This is a genomic window from Rhodococcus sp. 008, from assembly GCF_001682295.1.
GTDB classification, from domain to species: Bacteria; Actinomycetota; Actinomycetes; order Mycobacteriales; family Mycobacteriaceae; genus Rhodococcus_F; species Rhodococcus_F qingshengii.
Genome location: NZ_CP012749.1, coordinates 2005697 through 2031951, shown reverse-complemented (window position 1 = coordinate 2031951; position 26255 = coordinate 2005697). Strand labels below are relative to the sequence as shown.

Genomic DNA, 26255 nt, shown 5'->3' with positions numbered 1-26255 from the left:
GTTCTAGCGTCTGCTCGTGACGATCCGAAGCCAGACCTTTCCGCACCTGCTCGCACCAGGCACCATCGGCCCGATGACCGTGCCCAATCGCGTGGTTCTCCCTGCGATGGACATGAACCTGTGTGAAGACGGGGAAATCGAAAAGGGCGACATCGACCACTTCGTGGCGCGTGCAGCTGGTGGAACGGGTCTGATCATCACCGGTTGCTGCGCTGTTGCGTATCCGCTGGGCTGCACCAGCCGCAAGGAACCGGGGCTTTCGGAAGACCGGTTCATCCCCGGTCTCAAGGCGTTGGCCGACGCAGTCCACGACGCGGGCAGCAAGCTCTGTGTGCAGATGACACACCACGGCAAGGTGGCGCGCATCGATACCCTCGACGGCCGACCCCAGTTGGTCCCGTCCACACCGAAGCCGCCGGGTGACATGAGTGCGATGGCCGATTGCACGCCAGAAGAACTGGGCAAGATGGCTGCCATCAACGAGGGCAAGAGGGCTACGTACCACGAGGCAACCAAGGAAGATCTTGATTGGCTGGTCCGCATGTTCGCCGAGGCTGCCGGACGGGTGAAGGCGGCGGGCGGCGACGCCGTCGAGATTCACTGTGCCCACAACTACGTCCTCGGAGCGTTCCTGAGTCGATACACGAATCAGCGCAGCGACGAGTACGGAGGTTCCATGGAGAACCGTGCTCGCCTCGCTTGTGAGGTCATTCGAGCGGTCAAGGAGGAGGTCGGCGGTGCGCTCGCCGTCATCGTGCGTCTGGCCGGTCAAGAGTACGGCGAAACCGACGGGCTGACCGTCGACGAGGCTGCTGCGGCTGCCAAGATGTTCGAAGAGGCCGGCGCTGACGCCATTCACGTCACCGGTACCGCGCTGAATGCTTTTGCCAACTTCACCGACGGCCCCCTGCCCGACAAGGTCGGCTACTACACGGACAATGCAACGCGAATCAAGCAGGCGATATCGATCCCCGTGATCACGGTCGGACGTATGCTCCCCGAGGTCGGCGAGAAGATGATCGCGGAAGGTCGCACGGATTTCGCCGCAATGGGCCGCCAGCTCCTGGCCGATCCACAGTTGGTGAACAAACTCAAAGACGGTGCACCCGAGCGGGTTCGGCCTTGCATCAATTGCTACGTCTGCGTGCAGGAGAACTTCTGGGACGAGACGCCGCTGTGCGCTGTCAATCCCGCGCTCGGCAACGAAGCGCTTCTCCCCTTCGTCCGGACCAGCACTCCGAAACGCATTGTTGTGGTCGGAGCGGGCCCCGGTGGTCTCGAGACGGCCCGCGTGGCCGCTGAACGTGGGCACCGAGTCACGGTGTTGGACAAGTCCGATCGCCTCGGTGGCACCCTGTGGTTCTCGAGCCTCACTACCCCGGACAACGGGCGTCTGCTCAGCTGGTTGAAAGTGGAAATCGAGCGTCTCGGTGTCGATGTTCGACTGAAGACCGAAGCCTCGGTTGCCTCGATCCGGGCACTGAACCCCGACGCCGTAGTCGTGGCCACCGGTGCGGTTCGTGAGCGGCCTAGCGTTCCGGGCGGTGATCTCCCGCACGTGCACACCGGTGATTCGTTGCGCGCGTTGATGACCGGAGCGGGAGACGTCTCACAGGTACCGCCGTTCCTGCGGACGATGGCCAAGTTGGGCAAGCTGTCCGGTATTACCAAGAGCCCCGCGGCGATCCGAGCTGTGACCCGCAAGTTCCTGCCCATGGGTAAAGACGTTGTCGTGATCGGTGGTTCGCTTGTCGGACTCGAGCTTGCGGAGTTCCTGGCCGAGCGAGGTCGCACTGTGACGCTGATCGAAGAAGGCCAGCAGTTGGGCATTCCGATGGCGATGCCGCGCCGCTGGACGGCGGTGCGCCACGCCAAGCATGTCGGTGTGAACATTCACCGCAATTCAACGGTGCAGCGCATCACCAAGGAGCACGTCGAATTCAGTTCCGGTGACAAGACACTGACCGCTCCGGCCGACATGGTTGTCGTCGCCTCGGGAGTGTCGGCGCAGGCGCCACTGGCCGATTCTCTGATCGGCGTCGTCTCTGACGTGCACGTGGTCGGTGACGCGGTGAACGTCGACTACATCGAGGGCGCGATGCACACGGCGTGGAAAGTCGCGATGGATCTGTAGTTCAGCATCAGGTAGCGCTTTGTGCCGCAACGATGTCCGGCCACCAGCGGGCCGCGACATCGGGGTGCGCACGTAGTCGACTCTTGAGGGCATTCGCCCCGTAGGAATCGTGGATCGGGTTGTTCGCGTCCACGGTGACGCCGGTGGCGCGCGCCGCCAGCTCGGGCGGTAGGTCGAACTCCGGGATCTGCGCTGCGTAGTTCGGGTTGAAGAAGAACGGCACCGAGATACGTTCACCGTCGCCCTCGGGTGAAACTACCCGGTGCACAGTCGCTTTCAAGTAGCCGCCGGTAGCGACCTCGAGAAGTTCGCCGATGTTGACCACCAGCGCCCCGTCGATCGGCGGGGCGTCGATCCAGTCGCCGTCGTGCTCGACCTGCAGACCACCCTTGCCCGGTTCGACATAGAGCAGAGTCAGCACACCCGCGTCCTTGTGCCCGCCGACGCCCTGGGAGCCGGCACCTTTCGGGCGGCCCGGGTAACGCACCACCTTGATGAGGATCGACGGATCGTGAGCGAACGCGTCGTCGAAGATGTTCGCATCCTGGCCCAGGGCTACCGCCCATTCGCGTAAGAGGCTCAGTGCGATCGAGGTGAGCGTGTCGTTCCACTCGGTGATGACGTCGCGAAGTTCGGGAAGGGCGTCGGGCCACTGGTTGGGGCCCTGCAGGATCTCCCAGGCCGGTGAGGTGTCGGTGCGCTCGGCCGCGGGCTGTTCGGCCCCGATGTCGATCTGCTCGCGCCAGTCCTGCTTGCCTTCGGTCAGTTCGCCGCCGAGCCTGGTGTACCCACGGAAGTGCGGGCTGCGGACGTTCTCGATCGCGAGCTTCTCGGCAGTCGGTAGCGCGAAGAACTCGCGGGCGACGTCGAGGAGGCGTCGCTGCAGTTCGTCGGGAATTCCGTGGCCGACCAGGTAGAAGAATCCGACCTCGTGGGTGGCCTCGCGGAGCTGAGTGCGGAACTGCTCGGCGGTGTCGGGGTTCTGCGCAAGCGACAGATCGAGCACTGGCAGCGACGTAATCGACATGGGGTCCTCGATCCGTGTGATGGTTCTGATGTCCATCATTCCACGCTGAGCGGCACCCGGACCCGCACGGCAATTCGGCAGCCGCAGGCGTGATTACCCGCGCGGATGCGGAAACACCCTGCGGATAACAGAATCGGGGCCTTGCGCCGTTGGCGCAAGACCCCGAATCAGCGTGAACCTAAATCAGGCCTCGTCGGCTCCGATGATGAAGGCTTCGAGCTCGATGCGAGCCTTGTCGTCGGCCATCTGGACCGGCGGGGACTTCATCAGGTAAGCGGAAGCCGGGTAAACCGGTCCACCGATGCCGCGGTCCTTGGCGATCTTGGCTGCGCGGACGGCGTCGATGATGATGCCGGCAGAGTTGGGCGAATCCCAGACCTCGAGCTTGTACTCCAGGTTCAGGGGAGCGTCACCGAAGGCGCGGCCTTCGAGGCGGACGTATGCCCACTTGCGGTCGTCGAGCCACTCCACGTAGTCCGAGGGACCGATGTGGACGTTGCGGTCGTGAACCTTGCCGGCAAGTGCGCCGGTCAGGTTGGACGTCACGGCCTGGGTCTTGGAAACCTTCTTGGACTCCAGGCGATCACGCTCGAGCATGTTCTTGAAGTCCATGTTTCCACCGACGTTGAGCTGGTAGGTGCGGTCCAGCACGACGCCGCGGTCTTCGAACAGCTTCGCCATCACGCGGTGTGTGATGGTGGCGCCGACCTGGCTCTTGATGTCGTCGCCGACGATCGGGACGCCGGCGTCCTTGAACTTGGCAGCCCACTCCGGGTCGGAAGCGATGAAGACGGGCAGAGCGTTGACGAATGCAACGCCTGCGTCGATCGCGCACTGTGCGTAGAACTTGTCAGCGTCGTCGGAACCGACGGGCAGGTAGGAGACGAGGACGTCGACCTGAGCGTCCTTGAGTGCCTTGACGACGTCGACGGGCTCGGCGTCGGACAGCTCGATGGTCTCGGCGTAGTACTTGCCGATGCCGTCGAGGGTCGGGCCACGCTGAACGGGAACGTCCAGGGGCGGGACGTCGGCGATCTTGATGGTGTTGTTCTCGCTCGCGAGGATCGCCTCGGAGAGGTCGAAGCCGACCTTCTTGGCGTCGACGTCGAACGCAGCGACGAACTGCACGTCGCGGACGTGGTACTTACCGAACTTGACGTGCATGAGGCCGGGGACCGTCTGGGTCTCGTCGGCATCCTTGTAGTAGTGGACGCCCTGAACCAGGGACGAGGCGCAGTTACCCACGCCCACAATGGCTACGCGCACCGCGGTGCTGTTCTCACCCATGGTCGGGTTCTCCTTCTTTCCGGGATGTTCCTGTTGTCGATTGCTCGGCTGCGATCAATTCGTTGAGCCAACGCACTTCGCGTTCACTCGATTCGAGTCCGAGCTGATGGAGCTGACGGGTATAGCGGTCCAGCGATCCGCTGGCCCGACCGACGGCCTCGCGGAGCCCCTCACGGCGCTCCTCGACCTGGCGTCGCCTGCCTTCGAGGATCCGCATCCGCGCTTCTGCGGGGGTGCGGCTGAAGAAGGCGAGGTGAACGCCGAAACCGTCGTCGGTGTAGTTCTGCGGCCCGGTGTCGGCGACCAGTTCGGTGAACCGTTGCCGACCTTCCGGAGTGAGCTGGTAGACGCGACGCGCCCGACGCTTGAGCGTGCCGGTGGCAGTGTCGACGTCTTCAGAGATCAATCCGTCGGCTTGCATGCGCCGCAGTGCCGGGTACAGCGATCCGTACGAGAACGCGCGGAATGCGCCGAGCAGACCAGTGAGCCGCTTACGCAGCTCGTATCCGTGCATCGGTGACTCGAGGAGCAGCCCGAGGATTGCGAGTTCGAGCAACTGACAAACCTCCCGAGTCGTTGAACCTAACCGCTTGATGCGATAACCAACTATATCGCGCCGATATATAAAACCACACTGCGGACCGATACGTGTACCAGGGTGTCACGGCTAGATCAGGGGGTGAACGGGTAGATCGACATGATTTCCCCGTCGAGGCCAGCGGTCAGGTACCCGCTCTCGTCGAGGTCGTTGCCGACGTGAATCTGGATGGTCGGAACATTTTCGGTGCTATCGACAGAGACGTACCGAGTGGTCGGATTTTGCACCGACGTCGTTGTTCCGGCGCCGTCGAGCAGGGCGATCACGATGCGAGGATCGAGCTGTCTGACGTCGATCTGTGTCACGTCGGGTTCGCGTGATCCTCCTGAAGTCGTGTCCTCGAGGTCGCCTCGGTAGTAGCTGTCCAGGCTCTTGCGCGGCGCGGCAGGATCGGCGCGCGTTACGCGTGCATAAGTGGGATAGATGGTCATCTCGTCGACCAGTCCGCTGCCGTACTCCGTTTCGATGGCATGGAACATCGCCCCCAGGCCGTCGACGGTGTGTAACTGTGGCTCGGGGCTCGAGAAGATCGTGACGTCGGACGCGGCGTATTTGATTCCGAAACCGACAGCCGAGACCAGTGACAGCGCGATGATCACAACGGCGATCCAACGCGTGTCGAGCGAAGGTTCTTTCCGAAGAATGGGTAGGGACGCCTCGGTCTGCAGATCGGACGTCAAATCTTCGAGATCGCCGAGAGTGACTGCCACCGCGGCGAGTTCGGTCAATTCGTCGTGCTCGGTCGCCGTGAGTTGTCCGTCGGCGAAGGCGGAGTCCAGCACTGCGCAGGTAGCCTCGCGATCGGCATTGCGAGCGCGGGTGGTCCTGGTCAGATCGTTCGGCATGTCCGGGGCCTATCGAGGAGTGAAGGGAGACAAGCGGATCGGGCGGCCATCCGGGGTCAAATCCATTGAGCCGCTCGCGCCGAGGTTGTTGCTGGCGTAGATGGAGATGCGTGGATCGTCGCTCGACGAACTCATGCTGATGTGTGTGATCTCGGCGTCGGGGACGTTGAGATTTGCGGACACTCCTGCCAGATATCCGGCGAGTTTGTCGATGTCGACGGCAGCGAGGTCGAAGGTGACGGTGCTGGCTGCTCGAGTCGACGTGCTGTCGCGTGGTGTGAAACCGCCTCGAAAGTCGATGTCTTCCTCCAGGTTCGGCGAGACAGCGGCGGCGCGAGTGACGCTTGCATAGCCGTCGTAGAAGTTGGCGGAATCGATTATCGTCGTGCCGTACTTGGCGCTGTATCTGGTGATGAATTCCCCGATCCCGCTTGCGGTGACCGTGTTCAACGTCGAACTCACAATGGGGGCAAGCGGTTCGACGTTTTCGGCTGCCGCCGGTGGAGGCGGTGGGGGTGAAGGGTCGGCGGACAAGGTGAGGTACCCGATCAGGCCGGCGAAGATAGTCGATGCGGCTGCGAGGTACCAGATCTTGTCGATACGGCGAACTTTGGCGACGGCGTTGCGCAGCGTTGCTTTCTGCAGATCGCGGACCAGCAGATCGAGCTGTCCGAGCGTGGTCGCGGTCATGGCCGCAGCCGTCCGGTTCGCGTGCTCGTCGACCGTGATCTGGCCGTCGGACAGAGCCGTATCGAGAACGGCGCAGGTATCGGAACGGTCGACGTCGCGCGCACGGGTGCGCGTAGAGGTAGTAGTCGGGGACCCACTCACCGGCTCACCCTAGCTCCCGTACGGGTAGGAACGAGAGATCTCGCCCCACGGCGTGACCTCGATGCGTCCTTGGTGGCCGAGTCCGTTCTCTGCATAGATCGCGATCTCCGGGACGCCGTAGTTCGCGTCCACGATCAAGTGGGTGATCGCGGCGTCCGAAACATTGACATAGTCGCCGATGTTCACCATGTACGGCGCGAGCTTGTCGATCTGGATGGAACCGAGGTCGAAGGTCGGCTGGCCCGTTCGCCGCGGAATGGACGTCACTTCCCTCTCGAAGCCGTCGCGAAAACTGATGGACTCGGTGAGAGCGGGAGCATCGGGGACCGCCCGGCTCACTGATGAGTAGTCGCCGTGGAAGCTGGCGTCGTCTACGAACATGTCACCGAACTCTTCTCGATACCTCTCGATGAATGCGCCGATTCCTTCCGGCGTCAACGTGTCGATGTGTGCGATCAGGATCGGTTCGACGGTCGGCTCCGGCACCGGGGTGGTGGTCGGCAACGGCGGAGCGAGGGAAGTAGTGCTGGCATAACTGGCTGTGATGTCTTCCGAGGGCGTCAACGGTGACCGACTCCACGCCAATGCTGCGATCGCGCCGACGACGATCAGAGCAGCAGCACCGACGAACACGGCCTTTCGTGCCGTCGACGTCCGAGGCACCGTTTTGGTCTCGATCTTCGGCACCTGCAGATCGTTGACCAGGCGTGCGAGTGCGAGCAGGGTCTTCGCGGACTTCGCCTTCTCGGTCCGGTCGAAGTAGTCCTCCGCGCTCAACTGCCCTTCGGCGTACGCGGCGTCCAACACATTGCACGTTTCGACGCGATCAAGATCACGAGCGCGCGTCATCGGAGAACGAGAAGACTTCACAGGAAGTGATCGTAATGGCTGGTCGCCATGCCCCCAGCCCCCGAAATGTGTTCATCGTGACCCTCCCGAACCGTCCGTCGCGGCACGGACGCACGTACGCTGGTCAGGTGCGGATACAGCGGCAAGTTGTGGACTACGCGCTCGCGCGTCGGTCTGTGCTGGCCGAAGTGTCTGCGGGTCGGACCGACGTCAAGCAGGTGTGTGACGCCGATCCGTACCTACTCAGAGCCGCGAAGTTCCACGGCCGGGGCAGCGACGTCGTCTGCCCCATTTGCCGCAAGGAACAGTTGACGCTCGTGTCCTGGGTGTTCGGCGACAAGCTCGGTCAGGTTTCGGGATCGGCCCGAACCTCGGACGAGCTCGCTCGGCTTGCGGAAACAGCAGAGGAGTTCACGGTGCACGTTGTAGAGGTGTGCCGTACCTGCAGTTGGAACCACTTGGTGCAGTCCTATGTGCTCGGCGCAGTACCTGCGCCGCCGCGACCGCGGCGAGCACGCCCACCAAGCCGGCGCACCGCCAGCGAGTAACGCCACACCCGAAGAAGGGCCCGATCGAAGTCTGCACGTGATCGGTCCGTGACCACTGGAGATTTGATTCGTGAGTTCCCCCAGCAACAACAACCCGGGCGGCAACAACCCGGGTGGCCGTCCCGTCGGTCCCAACCGTCCCGCCGGACCTCCTCAGGGTCGTCCGCCGCAGGGACGTCCCATGGGCCCACCACCGCAGGGACGCCCTCCGATGGGTCCGCCCCCTCAGGGTCGTCCGCCGCAAGGTCGTCCGATGGGACCCCCGCCCCAGGGGCGTCCGCCGCAAGCCCGACCTGCCGGCCCGCCTCCTCAGGGCCGCCCCGCCGGTCCCCCTCCTCAGGGTCGTCCGCCGCAAGGCCGACCTGCCGGCCCGCCGCCTCGAGATCGCGCCGTAGGCGCTCAAGGAGATCGCGCCTCCGGCACTCAGGCGAACGAACCGACCCAGCGCGTCGCGGCAGCAGCAGCGACCACCCGTAGCAACGCGGGCACCCGCCCGCCGGTCGGACCTCCACCGACGAAGCCACCGACAGGTGGCTCCGGTGGCGGTGGCAACGACGGACAACCCCCGAAGGGAAGAAAGAGCACCGTGAAGAAGAAGTCCAAGTGGCGCACAGTTCGCCGCTCGGCCTACGTCTTGGTGGCGCTCGGTCTTGTTCTGCCCGTCCTTGCCTTCATGGCGGCGTACATCGTGCAGGACGTCCCCAAGCCCGGCGACCTCAAGACCAATCAGGTGGCGACGGTCTTTGCCGCCGACGGCACCACGGTGATCAGCACTGTCGTCCCGCCAGATGGCAACCGCGTCGAGGTCTCGCTCGATCAGGTACCGCCGCACGTTCGCAACGCTGTTCTGGCCGCAGAGGACCGCGATTTCTACTCGAACCCGGGCTTCTCGATCTCCGGTTTCGCACGCGCGGCCCGAGACAACGTCCTCGGTCGCGACAGCGCCGGTGGTGGCTCGACCATCACGCAGCAGTACGTCAAGAAGGCGCTTGTCGGCTCGGAGCGTTCGCTGACGCGAAAGATGAAGGAACTCGTCATCTCCTCGAAGATGGCCAACGAGTGGTCCAAGGACGACATCCTCGCCGCGTATCTGAACACCATTTACTTCGGTCGCGGCGCATACGGCATCGGCGCAGCATCCAAGGCTTACTTCGGTAAGCCCGTTGACCAGCTGTCCATCGAAGAAGGCGCCGTCCTGGCGTCGTCGATCCAGCTTCCGTCGCTCCTCGATCCCGAGACCAACCCGACAGGCGCGAAGTCCCGCTGGGATTACGTGCTCGACGGCATGGTGTCTGCAGGCACGCTGGATCAGGCCGCGCGCACGCCGATGCAGTACCCCGCTTACATCCCGCTCGCCCAGGTCGACAACAGCAGCCAGGGCTCGACCGGCCCCGAGGGCCTGATCAAGCGTCAGGTGCTCAAGGAGATCGGCGACGCTGGAATCAGCGAGCAGTTGCTCAACACCGAGGGCTTGCAGATCACCACGACCATCGACCCGCAGGCTCAAGCCGCAGCGGTCGAAGCAGCCCGTTCCAATATGGAGGGCGAGCCGGAGAATCTGCGTACCGCAGTTGTCTCGGTCGATCCGAAGACCGGAGCCGTCAAGGCGTACTACGGCGGTGAGGACGGCGCGGGATACGACTTCGCGAATGCCGGACTTCAGACCGGTTCCTCGTTCAAGGTGTTCGGCCTCGCAGCCGCCCTGGATCAGGGAATCCCGCTCTCGCAGATGTACGACAGCTCACCGCTGACCGTCAACGGCATCTCCATCGGCAACGTCGAAGGTGAAAGCTGCGGCACCTGCACCATCGCAGAGGCGCTCAAGCGTTCGCTGAACACCAGCTTCTACCGCCAGATGCTCAGCCTCGACGGCAACGGCCCGCAGGAAATCGCGGACATCGCTCACAAGGCAGGCATCCCGAAGGACATCCCGGGCGTCGGCCCGTCGCTCACCGAGGCCGACGGTTCCGGCCCCAACAACGGCATCGTGCTCGGCCAGTACCAGGCCCGCGTGCTCGACATGGCGTCGTCGTACGCGACACTCGCCGCGTCCGGTACGTATCACGCACCGCACTTCGTGCAGAAGGTCGTCGCGGCCGACGGCACCGTGCTGCTGGACCGCGGCGCGCCCGCCGGTGAAGACCGCATCGACGCTGCCGTGGCGGACAACGTGACGGCTGCGATGCAGCCGATCGCGGCGTACTCGCGCGGTCACAACCTGGCCGGCGGACGTCTGTCGGCGTCGAAGACAGGTACCGCGCAGCTCGGTGACACCGGAGCCAACAAGGACGCGTGGATGGTCGGCTACACGCCGTCGCTTTCGACCGCGGTCTGGGTCGGAACTCCCGACGGTGAAGCGATCACCAATTCCGGTGGCGCGATGATCTACGGCTCAGGTCTGCCTTCGGACATCTGGAAGGACACGATGGACGGCGCCCTCGAGGGCACCGACAACGAGAAGTTCCCGACGCCGGGCAAGATCAACGGTCAAGCCGGTGGTGTTCCGGAGTACACGGCTCCCGCACCGCCCAAGACGTCGGCGCCGCCGACCACCGCACCGACGACGACGGAAACCACTCCGCCGCCCGTGGTGACAACGACGCAGGTCGAGGTTCTGCCGGGCATCACGATCCCGATTCCGGGCATCTCCCGGCCGACGACAACCACGCCACAGGTACCAGGGGCAGGCGAGACCACCGAGGAAGAACCGGCAGGTGTGAGCCCCGGCCAGTAGTTGGAGGGTGGTCGGTTCGAAAGACGGTAACCTCGCGGAGTGGCCGCGAATGCTGATGATGCCGAACCGACCTCCCCCGCTCCGCTGGCCGAAGATCTTCGTTCGGCGGATTGGCGGGACGTTCCCAGTCGCAACGACGCGATGGTGTCTGCGCTGTCGGGAACCGTCGGCGGTCCGGTAGGTCGTCACGCACTGATCGGGCGCACTCGCTTCTTCACACCGATGCGAGTGATCCTTCTGCTCGCCGTGGTGTTCTTGGCTTTCGGCTGGTTCGCCAAGGCGGGCTGTATTCAGCAGGCGCCGGTCGGCGAGAGCGGGCAGGTCGGCCTCGACTGGAGTGGCAGCCGTCAGTACGTGGCGATGTGTTACTCCGATACCGTTCCGCTGTACGGAGCCGAGCGCCTCGATCAGGGAGCATTCCCGTACAAGACGTCGTGGGAAGAAGTACGCGGCGACGGTTCGATCCAGATGCGGTACATGGAGTATCCGGTCATCTCGGGGCTCTACCAGTACGGCGCAATGAAAGTCGCGAAGGCGTGGGATTCGATCACCTGGCTGCCGGGCGCGATTCAGGTGGCGCTCTATTTCAACGTCGTGGCGTTCGGGTTGGCGTTGGCGTGGCTGGTCACCGTGTGGGCGAGCACCCTGCTGGCCGGACGACGAGTGTGGGACGGCGCTCTGATCGCGTGCTCCCCTTTGGTGATCGTGCACGTGTTCACGAACTTCGATCCTCTGGCGACGGCGTTCGCGGCGGGTGGGTTGTTGGCGTGGGCACGCAAGCGGCCCGTGCTCGCGGGAATCCTGCTCGGCCTGGGCGGCGCCGCAAAGCTCTACCCGCTGCTCCTACTGGGACCGCTCTTGGTCCTGTGTCTGCGCGCGGGCAAGACGAGGGACTGGCTGGTGACCGCTCTCAGCGCGGTCGCGGCATGGCTTGCGGTGAACCTGCCCATTGCCGCGCTGTACCCCCATGGTTGGTACGAGTTCTTCCGGCTCAACTCCGAACGCGGGGCCGATCCGGATTCGCTCTACAACGTGATCGCGTCGTTCACGTCGTGGAAGGGCCTCGACGGTCCTCTCGCACAGGGTGAGTCGCCGTCGAATCTCAACGCCGTCTCTCTGCTTTTGTTCGTGGCCGTCTGCATCGGTGTCGGATACGTCGCCCTGACGGCGCAGCGTCGTCCGCGAGTTGCGCAGCTGTGCTTCCTGTTGGTGGCGGGCTTCCTGCTCACGAACAAGGTGTGGAGCCCGCAGTATTCTCTGTGGCTGGTGCCGCTGGCCGTGTTGGCCTTGCCGCACCGCAGACTCCTGCTCGCGTGGATGACCATCGACGCCCTGGTCTGGGTTCCACGAATGATGTATTACCTCGGGGTGTCCAACAAGGGGCTGCCCGAGCAGTGGTTCACCGGAACGGTCGTGATCCGGGACATCGCGGTACTCGTTCTGTGCGCGCTGGTGCTCCGGCAGATCTACCGGCCGTCGGAGGATCTCGTGCGGTACGGGTTCATCGACGATCCGGCGGGCGGTGTTCTCGATCAAGCACCGGACAAACAACCTGCCTGGCTACCCGGTTGGCTGAAGCCGTCCAAGGCGAAGGAACCGGAACCCGTCACGGTCTGAGGTCACCACTCGTCGAGGGTGGTGTACCCGTCCTGGACCGCGCGGGCAAACAATGCTGCCTTCGTGGGAGCCGGCCGCCCGACGTCGCTGTACTTCGTGCGGATCCGAGTGATGTGTGTGTTGACGGTGCAGACGCGTAGGCCGAGTGTCTCGGCGACCTCGGACTTGGAATCCGAACGTAGCCAGGCAAGAAGTACTTCGATCTCACGGACGCTCAGCTTCGGCTTGTGCTTGCCGTGCTTGGGGTTGCCGACTCGGGACACGTTTGCCTCGATCTTCGGAGAAATGCCGATTGAAGACATGCGAGTAGCGCCTTTCGACGGAGGGGATGGGCGTCGACTGCCGTATTTGCAGAAGGGCTGCTGGCTCAGGGTGCGACTGAGACGAGTATTTCGATCGAGGTGTCTCAGTGGAACGGGTGCAACTCTCTCGATACAGAGTCCATACAACGGACAAATCCCCTACCTGCTCCGATAGAGTGCGTCGCTATGAACTCGAAGGCGGAAGCCGGTACGCACAATCAGGTCGATCCCGCCCGGATCGAGTCGCGTGGGCAGTTTGCTGAGACGCTCACTGCACTGCGGAACGCAGCCGGACTGACGGTCCGCGAAGCCGTCGAGCGTTCGGGTGGTTTGCACGGAACCGTCAGCGGATGGTTTGCCGGCCAACACCTGCCGACGCCGGCGAGTACCCCGATGTTTTTCGCGCTCCTCGAGGCCTGCGGCGTCGATTCCGAGGATGAGCGGCAGCGCTGGATCAGTGCGGTGCAACGAGTGAGACAGCTGACGGCCAGACGACGCGGCGACGCCACCGTTCCGTATCGAGGTCTCGAGTCGTTCCGGCAAGAGGACGCCGAGTGGTTCTTCGGTCGAGACGAACTCACTGCCAACTTGGTTGAGCGGGTGGCGTCGGCGATACGAGGTGTCGGTCGCCGTCAGTTCATGGTGATCGGTGCCTCCGGATCGGGTAAGTCGTCGTTGCTGCGGGCCGGGCTCGCCCCCAAGATCGCCGGGGACGATCCACGGTTCGACGGTTGGCGGGTGGAAACCCTGCAGCCGGGTACGGGAGGAATTCCGTCGTCGATCTCCGACGAACCAACCGTCTTGATCCTCGACCAGTTCGAGGAACTGTGGACGCAGTGCGACGGTGATCGGCGCGAGGAAATACTGCGGACCCTCGCGGAACTCGGTGAGAACACGATCGCAATCATCGGAATGCGCGCCGACTTCTACGGGCTCGCGGCGGAGGAACCACTTTTGGTGCCGCTGCTCGACGATTCGCCGATGGTGGTCGGGCCGCTGACCGACGAACAATTGCGCGAGGTGATCGTCGAGCCGGCGGTCAAGGCCGGGATGACCGTGCAGAGCGAATTGGTTCAGGTTCTGGTCTCCGAGCTGACACCACGCGGCTCGCGCACGGCGAGCGACCCCGGAGCTTTGCCCTTGCTGTCACACGCACTGTTGGGGACCTGGCAACGGTCGACGCGTAAAACTCTGACCGTCTCGGATTACTACGCCACCGACGGGATCGCCGGAGCTGTCCAGCAAAGCGCGGAGGAAGTGTACGGCGAGCTCACAGAGAGGCAGCAGCAGTTGGCGCGCAGGATCTTCCTGCGATTGGTCAACGTCGACGAAGTGACGCAGACGCGTCGGCGGGCACCGCGCACCGAACTTTTCCTCGGTGACGACGTCGACGACGTGAATACCGTCATCGACCGGTTCGCCTTACGCCGCCTTCTCACCGTCGACGAGGAGACCGTCGAGGTTTCGCACGAGGTCTTACTGTCAGCGTGGAGTCGGCTTCGCGATTGGATCGACTCGGACCGCGCCGGCCTGGCGGTTCATCGCCGGTTCACGTACGCGGCGCAGGTGTGGGAAGACAGTGGACGCGACCCCGGCGCGCTGCTCGGACCCGCACGTCTTCACCTGACGGAAGAATGGCTGAACTCGGGTGAACTCGGTCTCCCACTGGAACCGAGTCGGACCCGCGCCGCCGACCTCAACGCCACCGAGCGGGAGTACCTCGCCGCGAGTATCGAGCATCGTGATCAGCAGGAATTTGCCGATCGCCGACGTACACGCGTGCTACGACGGCTCGTGACTGCGCTGGCAGCCGCGTCGGTGATCGCTCTGGTGTTGGCGGTGGTTGCCACCGTCGCCGGTATCGGCGCCAATCGTCAACGTGTCCAAGCAGATACTGCGCGCGACGAGGCGATGTCGCGTCAGGTGGCCACCGAGTCGATCAGGATGCGTGAGCGGGATCCGTCGCTGGCGTCGCAGCTTGCTCTGGCGGCATTTGCGGTCAACGAAACGACCGAAGCCCGCTCGGCATTGCTGGATGCGTCGGGCGTTCATTCGGCTACTCGCATCATCGGACCGCCCGGCGCGATGAAGGCCCGGATCAACCCAGCTGGAACTGTTGTGGCGGTGGGTGGTTCGGACGGGAAGGTCAGGCTTTATCCGATGGTGGACGGTGTTGCCTCAGCCGTTCCGCAGGCGGAGTTCCTCGGAGTCTCGGAGGGCACGGCCCTCTTTGCCGTCGCCTACAGCCCGGACGGACGGCTCCTTGCGACCGGTGGTGCCGGCGGCGCTGCACTCTGGGATGTGTCGGACCCGAAGAATCCGGTCCGTGGAACACTTCCCGTCGACGGTGAACGCGTAGTGCAGGACATGGAGTTCAGCCCAGACGGAACCAAGCTGGTCGCCGGTACCTCGACGCCCGACGTCCTGCGATGGAACATCGACACCTCCACGAATGCCGTTGCTTTGCCTGCTCTTCCGCATCCAGCTGACGGCATTGTCACCGCGACGTTCAGCCCCGACGGACGTTTCCTCGTGACGGGCGGGCGTCAAGCGACTCTGCGCGTGTGGGACGTCGCGAAGTGGGGTGAGGAATCGGCGCCGATCTTCGCGACCGAGCCCAACGGCACCACCGTCCACTACCTCGGCGTCGCCTTCAGTCCGGACGGACGCGAGCTCGCGGCGGGAACCACTGGCAGGGAGGTGGTTCGGTGGGACATGAGCGATCCGGCGCGCCCCACTCCCCTGCCGGCACTGACGGGATTTTCCAGCTACGTCAACGAACTCAACTACGGCAAAGACGGAACACGTCTTGCCGCAGGAAGTTCCGACAACTCCGTGCGCGTGTGGGACCCCCGAACCGGGGCATTGATCGAAACACTTCCGGACAGTGGGGCGGTGACCACCGTCGACTACAGCGATGACGGCCGCAATCTGGTCACCGGGGGACTCAACGGTGTGACTCGCGTGTGGGCTCTTCCGGGTCCGGTCTGGGCGGGAGCTCGGGACACGATCTTCACCAGTCCCTTTGCCGCGGACGGCTCGCGTCTGGTGGCCGGCGTCGGTGCCAGGGGTGGCGCGATGTTGGCGTGGAACACCGAGGATCTCGATCGCCCCGCGGTGATGCCGGAGTTGAAACCGCAAGGGGCCGACTCTTTCAGCGGTGCATCGGCGGTGTCGGCAGACGGGAACCTGGCTGTGAGCGGCACCGGCGGCGGCGGTGCCTATCTTTGGGACCTGAGTGATCCGGCGTCGCCACGGATCTACAGCGAACCCGCGGTGTACGTGAAGGGCATCGTGGCGGTCGTCGCGTTGAATCCCGCCGGAGATCTGCTGGCGGTGTCCTCGCAGGACGACAACAGCATTGCGTTGGTCGACGTTTCCGATCCATCGGAACCGAAGCTGCTGTCGTCGACCGATGTCGGCTCTTACCCGCAGATGATGGCATTTCAACCGGGCACCGACATCTTGGCGATCGCGAACGCCAAGAACGAAGTGGATCTGTGGGACGTGTCGAACGCAGCGTCGCCCCGGGTGGCGGCGACGGTGGGTGGATTCGAAAGCTACGCATTAGCAGTGTCTTTCAGCGCCGACGGAACGCTGTTGGCCGCTGGAAGTGCGGATCACGGTGTCGCCGTGTGGGACGTACGCACACCGTCGGCACCCGAGGAACTCGCTCGTCTCGTCGGCCCCGAGGGCGCAATCTATTCGATCTCGTTCAACCGCGCCGGTGATCGGCTCGCTGCCGGTGTCGGCGACGGAACCGTCTGGCTCTGGGACATCGAGACTCCCTCGCAGGCAACACGATTTGCGACGCTGTCCGCCTACCCGGGTCGCGTCAACGACGCTCAGTTCGCCGGCGAGAGTGACATGATCGCGGGTAGCGGGTCGGACAAGACCGTTCGCTTGTGGGGAATCGACCCCGACGGCGTCGTTGATCGATTGTGCCGCACAGCAGGATCTCCCATCACGGAAGCCGAATGGGAGCGGTACCTGCCCGGTGTTCCCTATCAGGATCCGTGTGCCGGCTGACGCGCTTCAGTTCATCCAGAACTCGAGCGCCGGTTCCCGACCCAGCTCGCCTCCGCTGCCGGTGATCACCAGTCCGGCGGAGGTGAGCTTGTACGTCACGTCCTTGTTGGTGACGGTGAATCCGTTGCCGGTGGGCGTCGGATCGTCGAGTTCGATGGTGGCGCCGTCGCTCAGCCGTTGACCCTTGTAGTAGTAACGCCCGACTCCGGTTTCGCAGATGACGATTCGTGATCCGGTCGTGACGGCGATGGCGACGGCAGGATTGGTGGAGTTGCAGCTGGGGCCGCCGGAGATGAAACCCTGACGGTTGGTGCCCGAGACGGTCGGCGCTGGTCCGATCGAGGTTGTGACGCGTGGGGGCGTCGTCGTTTTCGGCGCTGTGGTGGGTGCACTCGGCGCCCGAGTCGTGGTCGTGGAGTACGAGTACGGCGTCGTATAGGTGAGACTCCGCGAACTCGCTTCATTGGCGGCGTTGCCGAAAGCGGCGGCGAGCAGCCCGAAGAACGCGATCCACACGATCACGGCCAGGATGCCGAGTGCGGTGAAGATGTAGCCGATGATCAGTCCGGCAAGGGCGAGTCCGTCGCCTTCTTCGCCGGTCCGTTTGATCTGGCCGCGAGCGATGTGCCCGAAGACGATCCCCAACGGCGCGATGAGGAACGCGAAGACGAGGGCGAGTACCGCGAGTGTGTTCGTCGGCCGCCTGCCGTACGGATCGGGCTGCCCGTACGGAGCCGGTTGCCAATTCTGATTGCCCTGGTACCCGTACCCACCCTGATCGCTCATGAGGTGAATCTTGGCATGGACTTCGTCGAAGAGTGCAGGTGATGGCTAGTTTCGGGTACGTGTCTCGAGCTGAGGTGCGATGGTCGGCCAATCGTCGTCGGTCATCGCGAACAGCGCTGTTGTACGCCAACTGCCGTCGACACGGCGTCGGTGCTTGCGCAGCAGGCCCTCGAACTGGGCGCCGAGCTTTGCGATCGCGGCCCTGGACTGTTCGTTGAACTCGTCCGTGTGCCACTCGACGCGTACGGCTTCGAGCTGGTCGAAGGCGTGACGAAGCAGGAGCAGCTTCGATTCGGGATTGATCCCGGTTCCCTGAACCGATCGCGACAACCACGTGTATCCGATTGCAAGACTGCGGTTTACCGGGTCGATCTGGTACATGGACGTGGTGCCGACCACGGCGTTCGTCACGATGTTCACCTGCGCAAAGGCGATCCGATTAGGGTCGTCGGTTGCTGCAGCGATGTACTTCTGTGCCTGTTCCCGATCGGTGATGGGCGATGCGGTCCAACGAAAGATCGCCGGGTCGTCGGCAGCAGCGAGCAGAGCGTCGGTGTGCGCGACGCCCAGGGGTTCGAGTCGGACACGATCACCGGTCAGCGTCGGTGATTCGAACCATGATGCAGTCATCAGGCGTGCTCCCGTGAGTGAGTCGGAAGGTTGTTGTCGGAGTTCGCAATCTGATCGGTCCCACCGGCAAGCGGATACCGCAACGGGACTCGCAGGAACAAGAAGAAGAACACGGCGAGCAGGACGACGTGGCCCCACACACTCGCCTGGACGACGGCTTCGTACTTGCTCGGATCGAGATTCATGTCCAGTTGGTAGAAGTACCGGAAGATGCCGATACCCAACGCAGCGTCGGCGACCAGATAGGCGACGATCCAGAACCACCGGATCTTGAACAGTACGAGGAAAGGCAGGATCCACAGTGTGTACTGCGGTGAATTGACCTTGTGCAGCAACACGAATCCGCACAGCATCGCGGCACTGACTGCAATCCACGGAAAGTAGCCGTCGCGGACGTAGCGGCGCCAACCCAGATACATCGCGAGCGCGAATGACAACAGGATCATCACCGGAGACAGGATGCTCACCAGTGCGTCGTAGTCGGCGTTGAGCTCGCGAACTCCGAAACCGTAGAACGGGCGCAAACCCCAGAACCACACCGAGTTGGTGGTGATGTCCGCGCTTCGCTTCTCCTGGAAGCTGAACGACGCGCGCCAGCCTTCGTAGGAAATGAGGGCGAACGGCAGGTTGACGAGGACGACGGTGACGATCGCCGCGCCCGCCGTCATCAGCGCTCCACGAACGTCGTAGCGCTTGCCTTCGGTGCCGCGTAGAAGCACGTAGGCCATGAGCGGCAGCACGAACATTCCCGGGTACAGCTTCAAACAGAAACCGATCGCCAGGATGACGGCCGCCAGAACCGCGCGAGTTCGCAGCGGGATCCGCTCGAACGTCATCAGGAAGATCGCGCCGACGCTGGTGGCCACCACCGGGAGCTCCCAGTTGTGGAATGCGTACAGAACCAGGGGCGGAGTCGCCGACCACACGAGCGCGTACGCGCCGCTCATCTTGCCGAGCATCCACGCCGTGAGCAGTCCGAAAGGAGCCAGGATCAGGGCCGAGTGCAGAAGGAAATCGGTGTCGGTGTGTGAGCCGATACCGCCCAGCCACATCAGAATTCCGCTGAGCACCGGGTATTCGACGGTTCCGCCGGTCAGGAATCCTTCGGGCGTTATCCCTCCGGTGACGAAGGGGAACAGATGCTGATCGATACCTCGTCCGAGCCAGAGCAACTGAATGTCGGAGTAGCAGACGTCGATGTTCTTGTTGACGTCGAAGTTCAGGCTTCGTCCGTCGGGCGCGAACGGTGCACCGCCGCATCTGGCCTTGTTGAAATAGCCCAGCGCCATCGTCAGCCCGCACAATCCGACGACCAACGCCAGGATCGACGCCGGGGTCTTGCGGTCTGTTCGCATGATTCTCACCCTAGGGGGCGCAGTGGCTCGCGGGGTGATGCGTCTGCACCACGCGTCGCGCATCGACCTGGCGGTCTTCCCGGAGGGCCGGGACGATTTCCCTGGTCAAGGCCCCTCGTGTAACCTACGAGGGTTGCTGACGCAACGACCCTCCTGCCACGGATAGTCCGTGGCCGTTTTCACTTAGTCCACAGGAGGTGATGAGGTCTTATGCGTCATTACGAATTGATGGTCATCCTTGACCCCAGCCTGGACGAGCGCACTGTCGCTCCTTCACTGGATACGTTCCTCAATGTTGTGCGCCAGCACGGCGGCACGATCGACAAGGTCGATGTCTGGGGTAAGCGTCGTCTCGCCTACGAGATCCTGAAGCATGCTGAAGGTATCTACGCGGTGATCGACATCAACGCCACTCCCGCCACCGTCGCTGAGCTCGATCGTCAGCTCGGTCTGAACGAGTCGGTTCTGCGCACGAAGGTTCTGCGCCACAACAAGTAATTACTGTCGGTAGCGAGCTCTACTCTCGCGCCCAACGGTCTTACATCAATGCAGGAGGAACCACATGGCTGGCGACACCATCATCACCGTCATCGGAAACCTGACGGCTGATCCTGAACTTCGTTTCACCCCGGCGGGTGCCGCGGTTGCAAACTTCACGGTTGCTTCCACGCCCCGCACCTTCGACCGTAATTCCAATGAATGGAAAGACGGCGATGCGCTGTTCATGCGTTGCAACATCTGGCGCGAAGCAGCCGAGAACGTCGCGGAGAGCTTGACCCGTGGTTCACGAGTAATCGTGAGCGGCCGGCTCAAGCAGCGTTCGTACGAAACTCGCGAGGGCGAAAAGCGAACTGTCGTCGAGCTCGAAGTCGATGAAATCGGTCCTTCACTGAAGTACGCCACGGCAAAGGTCAACAAGGCCAACCGTGGTGGCGGCGGTGGAGGCGGCAACTTCGGCGGTTCCTCCGGCGGATCGGGTGGCGGACGTCCGAGCGCTGCACCTTCGGGTGGAGACGATCCTTGGGGCAGTGCGCCTCAGGCTTCGGGCTCCTTCGGTGGTGCGGGCAGCGACGAACCGCCCTTCTGATCCGTACCTGATCAGGAACATCCAGAAAAGAGCAAAGACATGCCGAAGCCGCCCTTGCGCGACAAGGTTATGAAGAAGAAGGTCTGCACCTTCTGCAAAGAGAAGAACACGCAGATCAACTACAAGGACACGACGTTGCTTCGTAAGTACGTCAGCGATCGCGGAAAGATCCGTGCTCGCCGTGTCACCGGCAATTGCGTCCAGCACCAGCGCGACGTTGCCATTGCCGTCAAGAACTCACGTGAGGTAGCACTGCTGCCTTACGCCACCGTGGCTCGCTAAGGAAAGGGAGGAAAGAACATGAAGCTCATCCTCACCGCTGACGTGGACAACCTCGGTGCGCCTGGCGACACCGTGGAGGTCAAGGACGGCTACGGCCGTAACTACCTGCTCCCCCGCGGACTGGCAATCGTCGCCACCCGTGGCGCCGAGAAGCAGGTCGAGGGCATCCGTCGTGCACAGGAAGCGCGCGCTGTGCGCGGCCTGGATCACGCCAAGGAGCTCAAGGCAGCTATCGAGGGCCTCGAGTCCGTAACGCTGACGGTCAAGACCGCCGGTGGCTCGGGCAAGCTCTTCGGTTCGGTTACCGTCGCTGACGTCGCTGCTGCGATCAAGGCTGCCGGTGGACCGGTTGTCGACAAGCGCTCCATCGTGTTGCCGAAGGCTCACATCAAGAACACGGGCAAGCACGCCGTGGTCGTGAACCTGCACCCCGATGTGGTTGCCAAGTTCAACCTGAACGTCGTCGGCGCATAGTCGACTGTTCGTCTCGCCGGGCCCCGCACACTTCGGTGTGCGGGGCCCGACGTTTTGTTTCGGGGTGCGGTGTGCCGCCTGACAGCGTCCCGAATCGGACCTGGGGATAACTCTCACACTGTGATGTTCGACTTGGTGATCAGTGACGAATCGGGCGAGGCAACACGCCCGACACACCGACGCGCCGACTGTGGAAAAACTATTTTCATCAACAGGCCTGTGAAATTGTGGATAGCCATCTACCTGGTCTTATGTAGTTACTATGCAAAGTAGTCCCCAAATGCTCCACAGGCGGTGCACACCGTGGGGCGGGAGTTTCCACAAAGCATCCACAGGTTTATCCACAGTCCGGTTTGTATGCGGACCTACTAGTCCCTAACGTCATCTCGGCGTCTATCTACAGCCCGGCCGAATGCGGCTAGGGGATGTCGGTGGGGGCAGGTACAAATGATGAGGGCGCTGCGGTTTCTGGCAGTGTCGTCGAGTGTTTTACGGGAAGGTCTCGCTTGTGGCTGTTGTAGATGATCGAGGACCTTCCGACTTCTCGGGGCCGGACTACCCGGGCCCTCCCGAGGCCGAGCCCGACCAGGAGTTCGGACGCCAGCCACCTCAGGACATGACTGCCGAGCAGTCGGTGCTCGGCGGCATGCTGCTGAGCAAGGACGCCATCGCTGACGTCCTCGAGGTACTGCGCCCGGGTGACTTCTACCGGCCCGCTCACCAGTCCGTCTACGACGTGATCCTGGACCTCTACAGCCGTGGCGAGCCCGCCGACCCGGTGACGGTCTCCGCCGAGCTCGACCGTCGAGGTGAGCTCCGCCGTATCGGTGGTGCTGCCTACCTGGTGACGCTGACCCAGACAGTGCCCACAGCCGCCAACGCCGCCTTCTATGCCGAGATCGTGGCCGAGAAGTCCGTGCTGCGTCGTCTGGTCGACGCCGGTACGCGCATCGTCCAGTACGGCTACGCCGGCACCGAGGGCCAGGACGTGGCCGAGGTTGTCGACCGCGCGCAGGCCGAGATCTTCGAGGTCACCGAGCGTCGAACCACCGAGGACTTCGTACCCCTCACCGAGCTCCTCCAGCCCACGATGGACGAGATCGACTCCATCGCCAGCCGCGGCGGAATTTCCCTCGGTGTGCCCACCGGATTCAAGGATCTCGACGAGATCACCAACGGCCTTCACGCTGGTCAGATGATTATCGTCGCGGCCCGTCCTGGTGTGGGCAAGGCGCTTGCCCTCGATACTCCCCTCGCGACGCCCAGTGGCTGGACCACGATGGGTGACGTTGCTGTCGGCGATCTGTTGATCGACAACCACGGCAAGCCGACGCGGGTTGTTGCCGCTACCGACGTGATGGTTGACCGTCCTTGCTACGAGGTCGAGTTTTCCGATGGAACAGTGTTGGTGGCCGACGAGCAGCATCAGTGGTTGACGGAGACGCGTGCTTCGCGCCGTTCAGCGCAGAACGCCAAGACAGGTTACAACCGCTATAAGAATCAAAAGACATTCGCCGAGGTCCGAACCACGGCGGAGATCGCATCGACGGTGCGATGCGCAACGGCGGATGGCCGCGTTAATCACTCTGTCGTGAATGCCAAGCCGCTCGACCTACCAACGCAGGATCTCCTTGTCCCGCCCTACACACTTGGCGCTTGGCTAGGTGACGGTTCTACTGCCTGCGCACAATTCACCACTGCTGATCCTGAGATCATCATGTTGATCGAGGCCGAAGGCCTGGTTGCAGTTCCGTCCAAGTCGGCGCATTTGCGCTACAGCCTTCAATTAGCCCCGGAAGATCCCGTCGCTCCGCGCGATTGCGTTGTGTGCGGAAAGAGCTTCGTGCCGTTCACCAGTCACGTGCGAACGTGCGGTCAATCATGCGGCGGCAAAGCACGTTTCATGTCTGACCCTGTACCTGCGCCAACTTGTTCACACTGTGGTGGACCTTCGATCGGGCTGCGACTGTGCCAGAAGTGCCGCAATGAGTACGGCACGGTTCAAGGACGCCTACGTACGGTCGGTGTTCTGGGCAACAAGCACATCCCTGTCCAGTATCTCCGTGGGTCTGAGGCGCAGCGTCGTGCGGTTCTTGCGGGACTTCTCGACACTGATGGAACTGTGACTGCCGGTGGCTCCGTTCAGTTTTCGGTAACCAACGAGCGCCTCGTCCGCGACGCCCAGGAATTAGTGGTCAGTCTTGGCTATCGCTGCCAAATGAGCACAAAGCGAGTCAACGGTCGCACCGAGGCTTCGTCGACTGCATTCACCTTGACCTTCTCGACTGATGACGAAGTGTTCGGTCTTACGCGGAAAGCGATGCTGCACAAGGAGCGTCGAGCGAGTAAAAGCACTACGCGCAGCGGATCGCGCTACATTGTCGATGTTCGACCAATTGCGAGTGTTCCGGTTCGCTGCGTCGAGGTCGACAACGCCGACCACATGTACCTGGCCGGTCATTCGATGGTCCCGACGCACAATTCCACGCTCGGAATGGATTTCCTGCGTTCCTGCTCCATCACGCACGGCATGGCCAGCGTCATGTTCTCGTTGGAAATGAGCAAAACCGAGATCGTCATGCGTCTGCTGTCCGCAGAGGCAAAGATCAAGCTCGGCGACATGCGCTCCGGAAAGATGACCGACGACGACTGGACCAAGCTCGCGCGTCGTATGAGTGAGATCAGCGAGGCGCCGCTCTTCATCGACGACTCCCCCAACCTCACCATGATGGAAATTCGCGCAAAAGCGCGGCGGCTCAAGCAGAAACACGACATTCGCCTGATCGTCATCGACTACCTCCAGCTGATGAGCTCCGGTAAAAAGGTCGAGTCCCGTCAGCAGGAAGTCTCCGAATTCTCACGTAGCCTAAAGCTTTTGGCGAAGGAGCTCGAAGTTCCGGTTGTCGCGATCTGTCAGCTCAACCGTGGTCCCGAGCAGCGAACCGACAAGCGTCCGCAGGTCGCCGACCTTCGTGAGTCCGGATCGCTCGAGCAGGACGCCGACATGGTGATTCTGCTGTACCGCCCCGACGCGACCGAGCGAGACGATCCCCGTGGCGGTGAAGCCGACCTGATTCTGGGTAAGCACCGTAACGGCCCGACCGCGACAATCACTGTGGCGCACCAACTTCACCTCTCGAAATTCGTCGATATGGCGCGGGGATAGTGGCTGCCGCCATCGCCTGAAGGTGGGACGGATTTCAGATCTTGTGAGATCCTGCTACAAGCACCAATTCGATTCCACTAGTGCAAAATTCGGTTTTTCTACAGGTGGGGTAGTGCTGCAGTGAGGAAGACGGCGCCGAAGGCGATTCCGGCAATGCCGGTGAGGATCCCGACCACGCCGGCGGTGTTGTCGCCCAGATCGCGTCCGGGGGTGTCGGGTCGGCGCGCTGCCAGGGCGGTTCCGATGGCGGCGGCACCGAGGAGGATGCCGAGGCCGAACATCCAGAACGTCAGTATCGAGAGTGCACCGAGCATCAACGCCATGTCGCTGTATTCATCGCTGGTGATCGGACGGTGGTGATCCCACCAATCGGGTGGAGTGTGCGCGCGGGATTCGGTGTTGTCGGTGTTGTCGGATTGTTCGTGCGGGGGGATAGTGGATGCAGTCATGGCAGCTAAAGGGTTCTCGCGCTGATTCTTTCGTGTGGTGGATGTACCGGTGTGCGCCACGGGTGTGCAGTGGGAGATCGAAACGATGGTGGGTGAGGCCCGAGAACCCATCGCGTGTCCTCGGGAGTCACCCCACCATCAAAGCGGTGTTCGGGCCAGGCGGATCAGGCTTCGATCTGCACCTGTGTTGTCGATCCGGCGTTATCGGTTCGGGAGGGTGGTCCGGAGGAGACCTCGATCCGCCGCGGTTTCGCCTTCTCTGCGATCGGCAACGTCACCGTCAACACGCCGTTGTCGTACGAGGCCTCGATCTGTTGGGCGTCGATGTCGTCGCTGATGGACAGCTGCCGTTTGTATGTTCCAGCGAAACGCTCACTCGCCAGCCAGCTCACACCCTCTTCGGAGAGGGCGGTGCGGTGCGCGGTCAACGTCAGGGTCGAGCCGTCGATGCGGACGTCCACTGATCCTGGGTCGACGCCGGGAAGATCGGCGTGCAGGACGTACTGGTCCTCGACCTTGTAGAGGTCCATCGGCATGAACCGTGGACTGCGTCCGTTGCCGGTTCCCGCGGCGAGTACGGACTTGGTGATCGCGTCGATGTCGGTGAAAGGATCGAAACGAAGCACAGCAACACACCTCCCATGTCGTGAAAAGAAAAGTCACCGCCACTGTGGCGGTTGACCGAACTTACTGTGCGAGAACATGATAACCACACGAATTAGCACTCTGCAACCGAGAGTGCCAGAAGCTTTGGGGAAGTGTTCCGGTCCCTGAAGATCGCTGCTTTGCCTGGTCCCGACAAAAGCGGTGGCCGCCTTCGGCCTCGATTCGAAGCGGGCGGCGCGGTACGGCACTTCGTCAGTAGCGGCGGCGCGGCAACGGATCCGCCGGAGCCCCGACTCTGCGTGTGCGAGTCGGGGCGTATGACCGACGTCGGCATTGAGCACACAACACCGATGACCCACTATCCGTGCGAAGTCGACGTTCATGTCGTCCGCACATCTTCAACCATAAACAGTGCGATCGGTATAAATCATGTTCAGTCGCCTTCGATGCCAAGAAGTGACATGGCCGTTTGCATGGCAAGGTGAACATCTTGGTCGTCACGCTAGCGGCGCAGTAGCCGCGGTGCCTGGAAAGGTGGCCCGTGCCTGGTATTTGGTTTGCAGACGTCTGTTCCGAATGCTTTTGCAAAATAGGTCTTTTCCCGATGTTTGCGGGTGGA

22 protein-coding genes are annotated in these 26255 nt (G+C 62.9%); 10 read left to right on the top strand and 12 right to left on the bottom strand.

The genetic code is table 11. The features are described from left to right. Positions 1–16 precede the first annotated feature (16 nt). Complete coding sequence (locus AOT96_RS09615) at positions 17–2134, top strand: oxidoreductase (RefSeq protein ID WP_065351644.1); 2118 nt, start codon at positions 17–19, stop codon at positions 2132–2134. A 7-nt stretch (positions 2135–2141) separates the two neighbouring features. Here the strand turns inward: AOT96_RS09615 and AOT96_RS09610 are convergent, their stop codons facing one another. The 6 genes from AOT96_RS09610 to AOT96_RS09585 form a co-directional block, all read right to left on the bottom strand. Further along, positions 2142–3200, bottom strand: coding sequence for an isopenicillin N synthase family dioxygenase (locus AOT96_RS09610; RefSeq protein WP_223304565.1), 1059 nt, complete (start codon positions 3198–3200; stop codon positions 2142–2144). A gap of 144 nt (positions 3201–3344) precedes the next feature. Next, the gene (locus AOT96_RS09605) at positions 3345–4448 is read right to left on the bottom strand and encodes an inositol-3-phosphate synthase (protein WP_003945979.1); all 1104 of its coding nucleotides are present in this window, start codon (positions 4446–4448) and stop codon (positions 3345–3347) included. Continuing rightward, positions 4441–5004: a PadR family transcriptional regulator gene (locus AOT96_RS09600; RefSeq protein WP_003946014.1), complete on the bottom strand. Its 564-nt coding sequence runs from the start codon at positions 5002–5004 to the stop codon at positions 4441–4443. Before AOT96_RS09600 ends, AOT96_RS09605 begins: the two co-directional genes overlap by 8 nt. Positions 5005–5120: 116 nt before the next feature. Further along, positions 5121–5891 carry a DUF1707 SHOCT-like domain-containing protein gene (locus tag AOT96_RS09595; RefSeq protein WP_050656989.1) on the bottom strand — a complete coding sequence of 257 codons (771 nt, stop codon included), beginning with the start codon at positions 5889–5891 and terminating at the stop codon, positions 5121–5123. A 9-nt stretch (positions 5892–5900) separates the two neighbouring features. Further along, complete coding sequence (locus AOT96_RS09590) at positions 5901–6722, bottom strand: DUF1707 SHOCT-like domain-containing protein (protein WP_042922022.1); 822 nt, start codon at positions 6720–6722, stop codon at positions 5901–5903. Positions 6723–6731: 9 nt separating this feature from the next. After that, positions 6732–7571: a DUF1707 SHOCT-like domain-containing protein gene (locus AOT96_RS09585; protein ID WP_065351643.1), complete on the bottom strand. Its 840-nt coding sequence runs from the start codon at positions 7569–7571 to the stop codon at positions 6732–6734. A gap of 149 nt (positions 7572–7720) precedes the next feature. On the opposite strand from AOT96_RS09585, the gene AOT96_RS09580 reads away from it, so the two are divergent. From AOT96_RS09580 to AOT96_RS09565, 3 genes are all read left to right on the top strand, one after another. Continuing rightward, positions 7721–8119, top strand: a complete 399-nt coding sequence (locus tag AOT96_RS09580) for a DUF5318 family protein (protein ID WP_007735522.1) — start codon at positions 7721–7723, stop codon at positions 8117–8119. A gap of 586 nt (positions 8120–8705) precedes the next feature. Further along, positions 8706–10853, top strand: coding sequence for a transglycosylase domain-containing protein (locus tag AOT96_RS09570; protein ID WP_007735524.1), 2148 nt, complete (start codon positions 8706–8708; stop codon positions 10851–10853). Positions 10854–10892: 39 nt separating this feature from the next. Next, positions 10893–12470 (top strand): glycosyltransferase family 87 protein, encoded by a 1578-nt coding sequence (locus AOT96_RS09565; protein WP_030537124.1) that lies wholly within the window; start codon positions 10893–10895, stop codon positions 12468–12470. A 2-nt stretch (positions 12471–12472) separates the two neighbouring features. Here the strand turns inward: AOT96_RS09565 and AOT96_RS09560 are convergent, their stop codons facing one another. Next, positions 12473–12772 (bottom strand): helix-turn-helix transcriptional regulator, encoded by a 300-nt coding sequence (locus tag AOT96_RS09560; protein ID WP_003941253.1) that lies wholly within the window; start codon positions 12770–12772, stop codon positions 12473–12475. Between the two features lie 186 nt (positions 12773–12958). Here AOT96_RS09560 and AOT96_RS09555 point away from each other — a divergent pair, with 186 nt between their 5' ends. Further along, on the top strand, positions 12959–16801 hold the full coding sequence (locus AOT96_RS09555) for an nSTAND1 domain-containing NTPase (RefSeq protein WP_065351642.1): 3843 nt from the start codon (positions 12959–12961) through the stop codon (positions 16799–16801). Between the two features lie 6 nt (positions 16802–16807). Here AOT96_RS09555 and AOT96_RS09550 read toward each other — a convergent pair whose 3' ends face one another. Genes AOT96_RS09550 through AOT96_RS09540 form a run of 3 tightly spaced genes read right to left on the bottom strand, consistent with a single transcriptional unit; the run spans position 16808 to position 19572 of the window. Then, the gene (locus AOT96_RS09550) at positions 16808–17587 is read right to left on the bottom strand and encodes a DUF4190 domain-containing protein (protein ID WP_030537127.1); all 780 of its coding nucleotides are present in this window, start codon (positions 17585–17587) and stop codon (positions 16808–16810) included. 45 nt (positions 17588–17632) lie between these two features. Further along, positions 17633–18217 (bottom strand): GNAT family N-acetyltransferase, encoded by a 585-nt coding sequence (locus AOT96_RS09545; RefSeq protein ID WP_007735529.1) that lies wholly within the window; start codon positions 18215–18217, stop codon positions 17633–17635. Next, positions 18217–19572: a glycosyltransferase family 87 protein gene (locus tag AOT96_RS09540; RefSeq protein ID WP_003941247.1), complete on the bottom strand. Its 1356-nt coding sequence runs from the start codon at positions 19570–19572 to the stop codon at positions 18217–18219. Before AOT96_RS09540 ends, AOT96_RS09545 begins: the two co-directional genes overlap by 1 nt. Before the next feature lie 210 nt (positions 19573–19782). Between AOT96_RS09540 and rpsF the strand changes: the two genes are divergently transcribed. The 5 genes from rpsF (at position 19783) to dnaB (ending at position 24581) form a co-directional block, all read left to right on the top strand. After that, the gene (gene rpsF, locus AOT96_RS09535; protein ID WP_003941237.1) at positions 19783–20070 is read left to right on the top strand and encodes a 30S ribosomal protein S6; all 288 of its coding nucleotides are present in this window, start codon (positions 19783–19785) and stop codon (positions 20068–20070) included. A gap of 64 nt (positions 20071–20134) precedes the next feature. Continuing rightward, complete coding sequence (locus AOT96_RS09530; RefSeq protein WP_003941248.1) at positions 20135–20659, top strand: single-stranded DNA-binding protein; 525 nt, start codon at positions 20135–20137, stop codon at positions 20657–20659. A 39-nt stretch (positions 20660–20698) separates the two neighbouring features. Then, entirely contained in the window at positions 20699–20941 is a 243-nt protein-coding gene (gene rpsR, locus AOT96_RS09525; protein ID WP_003941245.1) for a 30S ribosomal protein S18, read from the top strand. Positions 20942–20959: 18 nt separating this feature from the next. Further along, positions 20960–21415, top strand: a complete 456-nt coding sequence (gene rplI / locus AOT96_RS09520) for a 50S ribosomal protein L9 (RefSeq protein ID WP_007735531.1) — start codon at positions 20960–20962, stop codon at positions 21413–21415. A 508-nt stretch (positions 21416–21923) separates the two neighbouring features. Further along, positions 21924–24581 (top strand): replicative DNA helicase, encoded by a 2658-nt coding sequence (gene dnaB / locus AOT96_RS09515; protein ID WP_065351641.1) that lies wholly within the window; start codon positions 21924–21926, stop codon positions 24579–24581. A 98-nt stretch (positions 24582–24679) separates the two neighbouring features. Here the strand turns inward: dnaB and AOT96_RS09510 are convergent, their stop codons facing one another. Both AOT96_RS09510 and AOT96_RS09505 read right to left on the bottom strand, forming a co-directional pair. After that, positions 24680–25030: a hypothetical protein gene (locus AOT96_RS09510; RefSeq protein ID WP_039973505.1), complete on the bottom strand. Its 351-nt coding sequence runs from the start codon at positions 25028–25030 to the stop codon at positions 24680–24682. A 164-nt stretch (positions 25031–25194) separates the two neighbouring features. Beyond that, positions 25195–25656: an Hsp20/alpha crystallin family protein gene (locus AOT96_RS09505; protein ID WP_007735543.1), complete on the bottom strand. Its 462-nt coding sequence runs from the start codon at positions 25654–25656 to the stop codon at positions 25195–25197. Positions 25657–26255: the final 599 nt, after the last annotated feature.